Genomic DNA, 13,944 nt, shown 5'->3' with positions numbered 1-13,944 from the left:
AAGGCGGCGCATTATATACCCAAACGACCTGAAAATGCAGGATTCAGCGAGATTGACTGGCGTTGTGATAGCGGCGTTCCTTTGTAGGTGTAGTCACCTCTATCAAAAAGGAATAACAAAGAGCACGGCGTCAGTCAACTCGACCAAAGAGAGGCATCAATCCGCCCACTTCTTCTTTAAATTACAAAGAAATAGAATGACTGCTCCTCGTAAGATTTGCCTCGAATTGAACGCATTGATGACCTCTGAATACGAGTATCTTCAGGTTGTTTGGGTATATACTCAAAGCGTCACACATAAAAATGGCGGGATAACCCGCCATTTTTATTTTGACTCTTTTAGTTGAGCTTCTCAATCATCAATCTGGCTTCATCCTTGAGGTTGGCATCACCACTTTGCATCACCTTTTCAAGAAGCTGAATGGCACCGTCAACGTCGTTCATCTCAAGGTAGGCTTTCGCCAAATCCATGTTGGTAGCGGCTTCGCCACTGCTGTCAACATCGGCAGGTTGAATATCGCTAAGCACATCTGGGAAATCTGCCAGTCCAACATCCAAGTCCATCTTCAGCGAATCAGGGTCTTCCTGAAGCGCGCCGTCGTCTTTCATCAGATCATCAATACTGATGTACTCTTCACTCGGGGACGACTCTTCAACCAGTTCACTTTCAACGTCATCCAGCAATCCGTCGAGATCGCCTTCGAGATCCATCGACTTGATCTCATCTCCGAGGACTTCAGGCTGCTGAGACCAGTCTTCTCTTTCCAATTCCGGTTCTGGTGCTTGCTCTGCATTCCAGACATCACTTTCGTCTTCTGGAATATCGAGTTCTTCGGTTTCAAAGTCACCTAACCCAGAGTGTTCATCATCCAACTCATCGGAGAGCAACGCTTCCATGTTAAGGCCTGCAACCTGATGCTCATCGTCATCCAGTTGCGCCAGCTCATCTAGTTCAGCAGCGCGATAAGGCGCTTGAGACACCGGGGCGGAAGATTGTGTAAAATCCTCTTCTTTAGGTTGCGGGAGAAACTCTTCCAGTTCTCTTTGTTCGTCTAATGCAGCAGACAGCGCGTCGTCTTCATCAAATTCACCCAGCTCGTCCATTCCAATTGGATCAACTTTTGGGAAAGCCAAGGTATTTGGTTCTGTCGCCGTGAAAGCCTGAGTCTCTTCGTTGTCTTCTTCCGGGAACTGGGCTGTATCCAGCAACTCTTCTTGAAGAGCTTCATCTTCTGGAAGTTCACTTTCAACAGGCTCAGCAAAATCTTCCTGAGCAGAAGGAAGCTCGACGTCATATTCCTGCGCAGCATCCTCTTCAGTAAATTCAGGCAGGTTTTCCAAATCCAGTGGCGCATCATCGTCGCCATCAGGTTGCGCATCACTGGTTGCTTCCGGCTCACCTTCACTGTCTGCTAATGCTGCCTCTTCGTCATATTCTGGTAAAGATGACAAATCAAGAGGTGCTTCATCTTCCTCTTCAAACGCTTCTTCAGCATCATGCTCTGGAGCAACTGCAGATACATCCTCTGGCTGCGGAGCCAGCACTTGAGTTTCTTCAACCTCGCTTTCCGCTTCCGGACTTTCTGAAGTTGAAGCCAAGGCTTCATTGTCCTCAGCGTCAAACGCTTCTGGAGACAGCTCATTGCTAATGGGTTCTTCGGTCTCTACTTCGGCTTCTTCTGTGTCAGGCTCTTCGGTAAGTGCTGCCCGTTCACCTTCAATCTCGTTGGCCTCTTCAAGCACTTCAGGGGCAGTGTCTGCCTGTTCTGAAATGACGTCTTCAGACTCAGTTGGAGACTCACCTTCATCGAGTAAGCTATCAAGAAGATCCAAGTCTTCAGATGTCGCCTCTGGCTCTTCGACTGGCACTTCGACTGGTAATTCGTCCAGAACAACGTCTTCCGTTTCGTTTTGCGGCGCTTCCTCTGCCTGTTCATCCTGTTCTAAGACATCATCAAGTAGATCCAGATCTGATTCAGAAGCTTCCGGCTCTGGTTCAGCGCCAACAGGTTCATCTTTAACGATTGCATCCAGTTCTGTGTCTGAATCGTCTGAGCTAAGCGCATCATCCAATTCTGAAGAATCGTCAGCGTCAGACTCTGTCTCTAAAGACTGCTCATCAAGCTCCAGCGCCTCAGGCTCAGGGAGTTCCAATTCATCAGTGGCTTCTTCAAGCACATCATCTAAATCGTCAACCAGTGACTCTTCTTCGCTTTCTGGCAGGGCCTCTGTATCAATATCCAGCTCGCTACCGATATCCAACTCATTGTCGATATCAAGCTCGTTATCAAAGCCAAGGTCTTCACCAAGTATGTCGTCTTCCGGGACCTCATCCAGTAGAGCACTCTCATCTTCGAGTGCATCACCATCATCAATCAATTCATCAAGCAGGACATCGGTTTCACCAAGATCAACATCTTCCTGCTCTTCTGGTTCACCGATTACATCGCCCAATAAGTCATCCTCATCGATGGCTTCATCAAGCAATACATTTTCATCAAGTGGGTCTAAATCATCTTCACTGACAAGCTCATCCAGCAAAGTATCTGTTTCGGACAGATCCGCTTCTGGTTCTATGTCCAGCGACAAATCATCAGTGTCGTCTTTTTCTTCTGACTCGACTGCATTGCCGTCTTCATCGATAAGGTCATCGCCCAACATTTCATCAAGCAGAGCGTCTGGGTCAGCAATGTCTTCCTCTTCAGCAACATCATTACTGATTAGATCTAAGTCACCATCCTCGTCGAGAAGTTCATCCAACATTGCTTCGTTATCATCGGCGCTAGGCTCCGAATCCAAAGCAGGCTCTGCGGCATCACCGATAAGATCATCAATGTCGTCATCCGAAAGGTTAATGTCTTGAGACAAATCAACCTCAGGCTCGTCATCAAGCACGTTGTCGAACAAAGCTTCATTGGTTTCGAGGCCTTCTTCTGAAGTCTCTTCTTCTGCGAATGCTTCTGGTAATGGCTCGGCCTCTTCCGTCGCCGCTTCGTCGCCTCCACCAGACTGCTCTGCGTTTAACAGAGCATCGATATCATCGACTTCTTCATCATCACCACCAAGAGATTGTTCCCACATTGCGGCGAGAGCTTCATCGGGGCTGAGTTCAGACTCTTCAGGCTGGGAAGACATTTCATCGAGCGCACGCTCCATATCTTCCAGGCCAATGGCACCATCGGTGCTCGCCTCTACATCCAAATCAGTGCTGGTATCGAAGTCATCATCCAAACCGACATCAAGATTCGATGTCAGGTCAGTATCGGCATCAATATCCAGGCCACCTTCTTCAGGCTCTTCTGAAAGCTCTAGGGTGTCGGACAGATTGATGTCGTCAAGGTCATCCCCCATGTCGTCGCCAAAGAGTTGGTCGGCATCAATGTCGTCAGTAACTTCGAGTTCATCATCTTCCAGCACCAGTTCGTCGGTGTCGTCATCCACATCGACCATGGCCACTGGCATATCTGGATCTTCGCCGTCCAAGCCTTCTGGCTCTGCCACATCGACATCTTCATCTTTACGACGACGCATGATGAAGAAGGCGGCAGCACCAATCACTAACAACGCAGGAATAATCGCCATGGTAGCCAGCATCAGTGGGCTTGCCATCAGGGATTCAAAGAAAGAAGGCTCCTTCATTTCCATCTGGGCCTGACGCATACGCTGAATTTCAAGGAACTCACGAATTTCTTCTGTCAGCTCTTCATCAGCGGACATTTGATCTTTGAGAACAGCCAGTTCGTTTTGGACCTCGGCCAGACGGATTTTGAGAATGTGGTTACTTTCTACCAGCTTGCCCATTTGCAGGTCAGATTCATTAATCTGATTCTGAACGGTAGACATGTTTGGCTTAGCTGGTGCACCGGATGTGTCCCCTTCGGGTTCCATCATCTCCTGCTCTTGCATTGGCTTCTTCTCAGCCATGGTTTCCGCTGCATCGGCTTCCATTTTAGGCTTCGCAGTTTCTGCCATTGCAGGTTCAGGTTTCGGCGCTGGTTTAGGTGCAGGTTTTGGTGTGGCAGCAGGTGCTGTAACTTGCTGACTCAAAGGCTGGTTAGCAACGCGTTGTGCATCTTTCCGCGCCTGATCGATTTGCAGGCGACTTGCTACGTCATTCGTACTTTCGCGGCGAATTTCCGTCAGGGTGGGCATCAACAAAGTACTGCCAGGAACCAAACCGTGAATATTGGCATCTTCAAACGCGCCTGGATTTAGGCGGAATATAGCACCAATAGTCTGATAGACAGTTACAGAGTTGTTTGGCTGATAGCGTGATGCGATAGACCAAAGGGTGTCGTTGTCGCGGGTTGGACCAACAGATTGGCGTCGGTTCACCGAGGATAGTGGAGCCTGATTTTGTTGAGCCAGAGGTGCAGTAGCGTTAGGCGGCGGAGATTCTTCCACCGGGCCAAGAATACGAATAGCAGACTGCGCAGAGAACGGAACACCGAGGCTCAGCAATAAAGACGAGACGACAAGCGTTTTGCCGAGACGACCACCTGATAAGTATGAAAAAAGAGTTCGCTTCATCGCGTTATAAAAATCTGGGTCAGACACTGCCCGCATTCCCCTATGGCAGAATAAAAGGCTTTTCACAATCGCGGCGCGTTTCCCTACTGAAGTCGTTGGGAGGTAAGGCGTTAAACACCTGCTGCGATTGATATTACTGGTTATTTCCCTAACTATATCGGAAGCCCAGCTGAAAACTGTAGTGTGAAGAGATAAAACTGTGTTTTGTGATCAAACAACCGGCACCAGATCACTGCTGCCGGCTGATTTGACTGACTTATGTACCCAAACAACCTGAAGATGCAGGATTCAGCGAGTTTGACTGGTGTTGTGATCGCGGCGTCCCTTTGTAGGTGTAGTCACCTCCAGCAAAAAGGGACAACAAAGAGCACGACGCTAGTCAACTCGCCCAAAGGGAGGACCTCAATGCGGGCATCTTCAGGTCGTTTGGGTACAACGCATCAGTCAGGAATGATTACAGGTAATCGCGGATCAGAAGTTCAGCGATTTGCACTGAGTTTGTCGCTGCGCCTTTGCGGACGTTGTCAGCAACCACCCACATGTTCAGGCCATTCGGGTGGCTGATGTCGTTACGTACACGGCCGACCATCACATGGTCTTTACCTGTCGCTTCTTTTACCTGCGTTGGGTAATCTTCGCCGTAGTAAACTTCAACGCCTTCAGCGCGGGATAGCAGATCCATTGCTTCGGTGGCATCCAGCGGCTGCTGACATTCAATATGTACGGCTTCAGCGTGACCATAAAACACAGGCACGCGCACACAGGTCGGGTTTACCGCCACGGAATCGTCGCCTAAGATTTTCTGGGTTTCCCACACCATCTTCATTTCTTCTTTGGTGTAGCCGTTGTCCATGAACTCATCAATATGTGGCAGACAGTTAAATGCGATCTGCTTTTTGTAAGTGCTTGGCTCTGCTTCCTGGCTGTTCAACAGTTTCACTGTTTGGCCTGCTAGCTCATCAACGCCTTTCTTACCTGAGCCAGATACTGACTGGTAGGTTGCTACGTTGATACGCTCAATACCTGCAGCATCGTAAATTGGCTTCAGCGCCACCAGCATTTGGATGGTCGAACAATTAGGGTTCGCGATGATGTTGCGGTTACGGAAATCTGCAATCGCTTCCGGGTTTACTTCAGGCACGACCAGCGGTACATCGTATTCGTAACGGAAACGTGAGGTGTTATCGATAACCACTACGCCCTCATCTGCAGCAATAGGTGCCCAACGGTCAGAAGATTCTGCACCCGCTGAGAACAGCGCGATTTGAACCTGGCTCCAGTCAAAGTCTTCCACGTTCTTCACGCGAACGCTTTTACCATTAAAACGGATGGTTTCACCGGCACTGCGCTCACTTGCCAGCAAGTGAAGGTTGCGCACAGGGAATTTACGCTCTTCCAACACCTCGATAATGGTGCGCCCTACTGCGCCTGTAGCACCTAAAACAGCGACGTCATAAGCCACATCGAATTCTTGTGTCATGATTATTCCTCTACGGTAAAACCTAAATTAGCGAGCGACTCTAACCCAAACGCTGCGTCGCCCGCTACTGTAATTGCACTGTACTCGCGTCTGTCCCAGTAATTCTTGCGCAAGCGGTCAAAGCTTGCGCGGTGCAGCTCAACGTCAACCATCGCGCGTCGAAACTCGGCGTCATCACGGCGGATGTCATAAATGAGCTGGCACAGTGCCATCAGATCGCTTTCGTCCCAAGGCTTACTCAGTGATACCTTTGGAATTGGCGCGATCGGCAGCAAAGACGCCGCTTCGACTTTTTCTTCCTGATTACCCAGAAACTCGCAGTAACTGTTGTAGATCATGGTGGTGCCGCGTGCTTTGCCTTCCAGTCCGTAACCCGCAACGTGCGGGGTGGCGAAAGCCAGCATAGGAAGAAGTTCCATGTCCACTTCCGGTTCGAACTCGAACACATCCAGAACAGCAGTTAACTTTTGCGTTTTCAGCGCAGCTTTCAGTGCGTCATTACTGACCACTGGACCGCGAGCCGCGTTGATAAGTATTGAACCTGGCTTCAGTGCAGCGATCTCCGCTTCACCCATCAGATGATGCGTTGGGTGTTCACCGTTTTTGGTTAACGGCGTGTGGAAGGTCAGGACATCACACTCTGCAATCAGCGTTTGTAGAGGATGAAACTCGCGTGTGTCGCCTTCCGCTTGTTTGAGCGGGTCACACAAAAGGTGCGGAATGCTGAGCGCTGACAGACACTTCGACAGGTAGCTTCCCACCTGACCTGCGCCCACAATGCCAACTTTACGGTCAGCAATAGAAAAGCCCTGTTGTTGACTCAGCACCAACAGCGCGCTTATTACGTATTCAGCCACACCCACTTTGTTACAGCCAGGCGCAGCAGTAAAGAAGATGCCTTTGCTGGCAAGCAGCTCCGCATCAACATGGTCGGTGCCTGCGGTTGCCGTGCCGACAAACTTCAGCTTATTGGCTTTTTCCAGCAGCGCTTCGTCAACCTTGGTGACGGAGCGAATCATCAACGCATCAACGTCAATCAAGTCTTCTGCTGTCAGGGTACGACCTGCTTTTGCGGTAACCGTACCCAGCTTGCTGAACAGCTCAGCGGCATACGGCATATTTTCATCAATCAGAATGTTCAAGTGCGTTTACTCTTACATTTATTCCATTGGCGCTATTGTGACGGTTTTCTGCGCCAGATAAAACGAAAAAACCCGGCCAATTGGCCGGGCAAAATCCAGGATCTGAAAGGTAGAGATCGGCTCTCAACGATCTAAACCTGCGTCTGTTGTGGGCATAAAGCCAACGTCCCGGAAAACTAGAGGGCCTGTTTACCTGTGACAACCAGCAGACCCTGGGGACAAGTGAGACGCTTATCCCTCGTATTTTTTGATAACCAGCGTGGCGTTGGTACCACCGAAGCCAAAGCTGTTAGACATGACTGTCTTCAGCTCTACTTCACGGGTTTCCGACACGATATCCAGACCTTCAGCTGCTGGATCCAGATTTTCAATGTTGATGCTTGGTGCAACGAAGTTGTTTTCCAGCATGATGGTGGAGTAAATCGCTTCGTGAACACCCGCCGCACCCAGTGCGTGACCAGTCATGGCTTTGGTTGCAGAAATGGCAGGGCTGTTGTTGCCGAACACTTCCTGAATCGCGCCCAGTTCTTTCACATCACCCACTGGCGTAGAGGTGCCGTGAGTGTTGATGTAATCGATTTGTTCTACGTCCTGCATCGCCATCTTCATACAGCGAATCGCACCTTCACCTGATGGCGCTACCATGTCATAGCCATCTGACGTTGCACCGTAGCCCACGATTTCACCGTAGATTTTCGCACCACGCGCCAGCGCATGCTCAAGCTCTTCGATAACCATCATGCCGCCACCACCAGAGATAACGAAACCATCGCGGTCTGCGTCGTAGGTACGTGATGCTTTTTCTGGGTTATCGTTGTATTTGGTCGACAGCGCGCCCATGGCGTCAAACATCATGGTCAGTGACCAGTCAAGCTCTTCACCACCACCTGCAAAAACAACGTCTTGCTTGCCCAGTTGAATCAGTTCAACAGCGTGGCCAATACAGTGTGCTGATGTCGCACACGCAGAGCTCATGGTGTAGTTCACACCACGGATTTTGAATGGTGTTGCCAGACAAGCTGAAACCGTTGAAGACATGGTACGTGGCACCATGTAAGGACCAACACGTTTTACGCCTTTCTCACGTAATGTGTCTGTGGCTGCAACTTGGTTAATTGAAGATGCGCCACCAGAACCGGCAACCAGACCGGTGCGGTCATTAGACACCATATCTTCTGTCAAACCGGCATCTTCGATAGCCTGTTCCATTGACAGATAAGCGAAGCCCGCAGCATCGCCCATAAAACGAAACTTTTTGCGATCAATGTGATCAGCAGGATTGAGCTTTAAATCACCCCAGACATTACTGCGAAGCTTCATGTCTGCGAACTGTTGGGAAAAGCTAATCCCTGATTTACCCGTCTTTAATGACTCCAGCACTTCTTTAACGTTGTTACCGATGCTGGAAACAATTCCCATACCTGTAATTACGGCTCGTTTCATCTTTTGTTCCTACAATTCGAGTTCGCACCGATGATAGCGGTTTTGATACGCCTAAGTGGTCAGCTTTCCTAGAGTACAGGTGTAAGCTGAAATTTTTCACATACTGACACAGACCCGTTGTCGGTTCTGTATATTCCGTCGAATTGGCGATAGAATCCGCGCTCGACGTGCAAACCCCGTTTTTATTAAGGTAAGGCTTGTGACCCAAACCCGTATTGAACACGCCCAAATTCACTGGAATGACGCCGGAACACCGGTCTCTGACAACTTTGATGATGTTTACTTTTCCAATGCCAATGGTCTGGAAGAAACGCGCTACGTGTTCCTGCAGCAAAACCAGCTACCAAACCGCTGGGATACCTTTTCACATGACCGATTCGTGATTGCGGAAACCGGATTTGGTACAGGCCTTAACTTCCTGGCTGTGTGGCAGTGGTTTGCCCAATTCCGAAAGGAAAACCCTGAGGCTCAAGTCAACCAGCTTCATTTCATCAGCTTTGAGAAGTTCCCGGTCTCCGTGAGTGATTTAGAAAAAGCCCACGCAGCCTGGCCAGAGTTGGCGGATTTCGCCAAAGCTCTGCGCAAACACTACCCAGCAGCGGTTTCTGGCTGCCACCGTTTGGTACTGGCAGATGGCATGATCACGCTGGACTTGTGGTTCGGCGATATCAAAGACTGTATGCCACAAGTGTGGACGTCTGATGACGGTATTGTGGATTGCTGGTTTCTGGACGGCTTTGCCCCCAGCAAGAACCCTGAAATGTGGAGTCAGACGCTGTTCGACGGCATGGCAAGACTGGCTAAACAGGAATGTACCGTAGCCACTTTTACCGCCGCAGGCTTTGTGCGTCGCGGCTTAATTGACGCAGGCTTTGAAATGAAGAAAGCCAAGGGCTATGGCACCAAGCGCGACATGATTATCGGCACCATGGTCGAACGCAACCAACCACTCCAACAGGCCCCCTGGTATAAACGTACCGCACCACAAAACAGCAATGACATTGCCATTATTGGTGGCGGTGTGGCGAGCGCCACCTTGGCACTTTCACTGGTACGTCGTGGAAAATCAGTCACCCTTTATTGCGAACACGACAAGCCTGGATTTGCTGCTTCTGGTAACCGACAAGGCGCAGTGTATCCACTGTTAAATGGCAGTGACGATGCCCTTTCACGCTTCTTTGCACCGGCATTTCTGTTCTCCCGTCAGTTTATTGAACAAGCAGCAGAAACGGTTTCGTTTGATCACGATTTGTGTGGCGTTACCCAATTAGGGTGGGATGAAAAAAGCACGGACAAATTAGCGAAGATGCTGACAGGTGGTTTTCCTGAATCTCTTATCCATGGCATCACCAAAGAAGACGCCGAATCACTGACTGGCATTAAAACCGGGCACGGCGGTGTCACCTATCCTCTCGGCGGTTGGTTGTGCCCTCAGCAGTTAACTCAGGGCTTGATAGCGAATGCGGAGAAAACTGGCCTGTTGACCTGTCACTACAATACCGAAGTAACGAAGGTCAATCATCAGAACGGGGCGTGGACACTGACATCAAACCAAGGCGAATTCACTCACGATACTATAGTCATCGCTAACGGTCACAAGTTCACCCAGTTTGAGCAAACCGCACCCATCCCGGCTTATGCGGTTCGTGGTCAGGTGTCCCACATTAATACCACGCCAGCATTAAAGCAGCTCAAAACCGTGTTGTGTTATGACGGCTACCTGACGCCAGCCAACCCAAAAAATGACACTCACTGCATCGGCGCCAGCTACAGCCGAAATGATACTTCCATGGCGTTTAGCATGGACGATCAGGCTGACAACAAGCAGCGCCTGGTCGATTGCATTCCTGCTGAGTGGCCAAAAGAGATTGATACTGACCATGGTGGTGGTCGTGTGGGTATTCGCTGTGCCAGCCGCGATCATTTGCCGTATGTCGGTGATGTCTGCGACTTTGAAGCTCTGAAAACCGTATACGGTGATTTGCGTGATAAGAAAGACAGTGCCGAAGATGTGCCGGTTTACCCGAACCTCTATAGCCTTTTAGCACTCGGTTCCCGCGGTTTAACCTCAGCGCCCATCCTCGGTGAGCTTCTGGCCTCACAGCTTTGTGGCGATCCACTCCCCATGCCGGTTGATGTGCTTAATGCCTTGCATCCCGGACGCATGTGGGTGAGAAAACTGCTCAAGGGTAAAGCTCTTTAGAAGGGAAAGATAATTCAAACAAAGAAGGCGCCGATTGGCGCCTTCTTCTCATCTGGATGCAGTGTTTAACCCGCCTGTTCTTGTAACGATGCCCAGAGGTTGCCCACCAGCACTTGATCTGAAGGGTTCAGCTCGTTTGAATTCTCTTTCAGGCTTTCGTCGACACGTATCTTCATTGCAGATATCTCTTCAATACCGTCCTGCTCACAATCTGCGGCCGCCAGCGAGACATGACCGCGCAGATATCCGCTGGCAAACAACTCATCATCAGATGCTGTTTCTACCATGGCATCAATCAGGTCGAGGATTTTCTCTTCGTATTCTTGGATCATTTTTATCTCTCAGGAAAAGTCTGCTGGCGTTAAAGGAGGACGATTATAAAACGTTCGAAGGGCGTCTGAATAGGTTTTGGCGCGCGTAGGCATGCCGTCTTTCAGATATTTCATCACTTGTTCACGCACTTTTGCGGTAAATATCGGGCGGTCAGGTTCAAAAGAACCGTTTAGATTGTCGCAACTTACCTGAAAGCGAAAGCCACAACTGGCCGACAGAATCCACTCTACCGCCTGAGGTTTGATTTCTACTTTCTCAAACTCGGCTTGCGTCTGCTCATCGCGTCCATCCGGTAGATACCAGTAGCCAAAGTCTTCCAACAGACGGCGTTCAGGCCCGGCAATGCACCAGTGCGACACTTCATGAAGCGCAGAGGCGTAAAAACCTCGGGCGAAGATGATTCGGTGGTATGGGTTGTCATCATCCGCAGGCAGATAAATCGGCTCATCGCCGCCCAGCAGCAATTCTGTATTGAAAGAATCAATAAAAGTCTGATTAAAGACAGAAATAAGATCGTTGTAATCGTGTTGCATGGCGCGAATTGTAATAATGAAGTTACAGCAAATTCAGTTAAGTGGGCATTTTACCTGCCAAAGCCCCTATTGTCGCCGCAAAAAGGACCGTTTTAGGTCAATTCCACCAGCAAAAGCATGAATTCAATTCATGGGTGACTTCACAACCTTTCATTGGATTGAGAGGTCAATCACAACTATGATTGCGCGAAATTATCCATTCAAATGCAAGTTACTGAATATCATGTTGTTGTCCACGTTATACATTGTTGGAATTACCGCTGAAGCCATGACAGGCGCACTGGCGGCTGGCCGCAGGAATATGGACTGGTTTGGCGTCATGCTGGTGGCTGCCTGTACAGCCATTGGCGGCGGTACCGTGCGTGATATTTTGCTCGGTCACTACCCGCTTGGCTGGGTCGCTAACCCGCACTATCTGGTGATTGTTTGCGTTGCCGGTATCATCACGACCTGGATGGCGTCTTGGGTAGCCCGTAATCACAAGCTTTTCGTCTGGCTGGACTCACTCGGTCTGATTGCTTTCAGCATTATCGGTTGCCGTGTGGGTATGGACATGGGGTTGTCGCCGCTGATTTGTGTAGTGTCTGCGCTGGTGACAGGTATCTTTGGTGGCCTGTTGCGCGACTTACTATGTCGCCGTCAGCCAATGGTGCTGCATAAAGAGCTTTATGCCTCTGTCGCTTTCTTAGCCGGTGCCATGTATTGGATGTTGATGACCTACGGTAACCAATTTGGCATTGATGAAAACATCGCGACCATTTCTACGCTGGTAACGGGCTTTGTTTTCCGTATGTCTGCAGTGAAGTTTGGCTGGAGCCTGCCGGTGTTTAGTTTTGAAGCGGAAGAAGTTTTAGAGCATAGATCCTAGGAAGAGAAGGTCCTAGATCCTAGGTCCTAGGAAGAGCAAAGAACGAAAAAGAAGGGCTGACAGTGTAAACCTTCAGCCCTTTTCTCTTGCATTGGCTTTTGCTGTTTCTAGGACCTGCTTTTCCTAGGCCCTAGGATTTTTCATTCAAATCTTCGGCGTAGTGGTATGCACACCCGCATTTTGCGCGCGGTGACGCAGCAGGTGGTCCATCAATACAATCGCAACCATAGCCTCTGCAATTGGCACAGCGCGGATACCGACACATGGGTCATGGCGACCTTTGGTAATCACATCGACGGTTTCACCATCTACATTGATGGTTTCGCCCGGTACCGTGATGCTTGAAGTTGGCTTCAATGCAAGGTGCGCAACGATATCCTGACCAGATGAAATCCCACCAAGAATGCCGCCAGCGTGGTTGGATTTAAAACCTTCCGGCGTCAGTTCATCACGGTGCTCGCTGCCGCGCTGGTTGATGACGTCAAACCCATCGCCCACTTCCACGCCTTTCACAGCATTGATACCCATCAAAGCGTAAGCAATGTCTGCGTCTAAACGATCGAAAACTGGCTCGCCCAGACCAACAGGCACGTTATTCGCGACCACAGTCAGTTTGGCACCGATAGAATCGCCTTCTTTTTTCAGCGCACGGATCAGTTCATCCAAGGCTTCAAGTTTTGATTCATCCGGGCAGAAGAATGGGTTTTGCTCAACTTGATCCCAGTCGACCTTATCGATGGTCACATCACCCATTTGAGAAAGGTAACAGCGGACTTCAATACCAAACTCTTGCTTGAGGTATTTCTTTGCAATCGCACCCGCAGCAACGCGCATCGCCGTTTCACGTGCTGATGAGCGGCCACCACCGCGGTAATCGCGATGTCCATATTTTTGATGGTAGGTATAGTCGGCATGACCCGGACGGAAGCGGTCTGCAATCTTGGAGTAATCCTTTGAGCGCTGGTCGGTATTTTCGATAACCAGGCCAATCGAAGTCCCTGTCGTTTTACCTTCGAAAACGCCAGAAAGGAACTTCACTTCATCCGGTTCGCGACGTTGAGTCGTGTATTTTGAGGTGCCCGGACGACGACGGTCCAGATCGACCTGTAAATCTGCTTCTGAAATTTCAAGTCCCGGTGGGCAACCGTCAACAATGCAGCCCAACGCCAATCCATGACTTTCACCAAAAGTGGTGACCCGAAAAACCTGACCTATTGAATTGCCTGCCATTACTTCCTCTGTTTCTCTCCGGTCGACGTATCACAACCGCATTAGCATGCACCTAATGAAACATAACCGCGATTGAGAAGCAAAAGCTTTTTTTATGTACAGGTGGAAACTCCCTGTAATACTGGGCTGGTTTCAAGAAATGAGGCAAAACCGGAAAGAGAGATACAAAAAAGGCCGAAATCT

General features: G+C 49.7%; 9 protein-coding genes. 2 read left to right on the top strand and 7 right to left on the bottom strand.

The features are described 5' to 3' along the window. Positions 1-338 precede the first annotated feature (338 nt). The 4 genes from K6Q96_RS04290 to fabB form a co-directional block, all read right to left on the bottom strand. Positions 339-4,565: a FimV/HubP family polar landmark protein gene (locus K6Q96_RS04290; RefSeq protein ID WP_251879585.1), complete on the bottom strand. Its 4,227-nt coding sequence runs from the start codon at positions 4,563-4,565 to the stop codon at positions 339-341. Between the two features lie 418 nt (positions 4,566-4,983). Beyond that, a complete protein-coding gene (locus K6Q96_RS04285) occupies positions 4,984-6,009 on the bottom strand; it encodes an aspartate-semialdehyde dehydrogenase (RefSeq protein WP_002537796.1) in 1,026 nt (341 codons plus the stop codon). Positions 6,010-6,011: 2 nt separating this feature from the next. Further along, positions 6,012-7,151: a 4-phosphoerythronate dehydrogenase gene (locus tag K6Q96_RS04280; protein WP_251878061.1), complete on the bottom strand. Its 1,140-nt coding sequence runs from the start codon at positions 7,149-7,151 to the stop codon at positions 6,012-6,014. A 231-nt stretch (positions 7,152-7,382) separates the two neighbouring features. Beyond that, complete coding sequence (fabB, locus tag K6Q96_RS04275) at positions 7,383-8,594, bottom strand: beta-ketoacyl-ACP synthase I (RefSeq protein WP_251878059.1); 1,212 nt, start codon at positions 8,592-8,594, stop codon at positions 7,383-7,385. A 199-nt stretch (positions 8,595-8,793) separates the two neighbouring features. On the opposite strand from fabB, the gene mnmC reads away from it, so the two are divergent. Then, on the top strand, positions 8,794-10,797 hold the full coding sequence (gene mnmC / locus K6Q96_RS04270; RefSeq protein ID WP_251878057.1) for a bifunctional tRNA (5-methylaminomethyl-2-thiouridine)(34)-methyltransferase MnmC2/FAD-dependent 5-carboxymethylaminomethyl-2-thiouridine(34) oxidoreductase MnmC1: 2,004 nt from the start codon (positions 8,794-8,796) through the stop codon (positions 10,795-10,797). 65 nt (positions 10,798-10,862) lie between these two features. Here the strand turns inward: mnmC and K6Q96_RS04265 are convergent, their stop codons facing one another. Together K6Q96_RS04265 and K6Q96_RS04260 are read right to left on the bottom strand one after the other, a co-directional pair. Then, positions 10,863-11,129, bottom strand: a complete 267-nt coding sequence (locus K6Q96_RS04265) for a YfcL family protein (RefSeq protein WP_251878055.1) — start codon at positions 11,127-11,129, stop codon at positions 10,863-10,865. Between the two features lie 9 nt (positions 11,130-11,138). Continuing rightward, positions 11,139-11,663: an elongation factor P hydroxylase gene (locus K6Q96_RS04260; RefSeq protein ID WP_251878053.1), complete on the bottom strand. Its 525-nt coding sequence runs from the start codon at positions 11,661-11,663 to the stop codon at positions 11,139-11,141. A gap of 223 nt (positions 11,664-11,886) precedes the next feature. Between K6Q96_RS04260 and K6Q96_RS04255 the strand changes: the two genes are divergently transcribed. Then, positions 11,887-12,531, top strand: a complete 645-nt coding sequence (locus K6Q96_RS04255) for a trimeric intracellular cation channel family protein (protein WP_251878051.1) — start codon at positions 11,887-11,889, stop codon at positions 12,529-12,531. A gap of 144 nt (positions 12,532-12,675) precedes the next feature. On the opposite strand, the gene aroC is transcribed toward K6Q96_RS04255, so the two are convergent. Next, complete coding sequence (aroC, locus tag K6Q96_RS04250) at positions 12,676-13,761, bottom strand: chorismate synthase (RefSeq protein ID WP_251878049.1); 1,086 nt, start codon at positions 13,759-13,761, stop codon at positions 12,676-12,678. Positions 13,762-13,944: the final 183 nt, after the last annotated feature.

This window comes from Grimontia kaedaensis (assembly GCF_023746615.1).
Classification (GTDB): Bacteria; Pseudomonadota; Gammaproteobacteria; order Enterobacterales; family Vibrionaceae; genus Enterovibrio; species Enterovibrio kaedaensis.
This window is presented reverse-complemented; position numbering and strand designations above follow the sequence as displayed.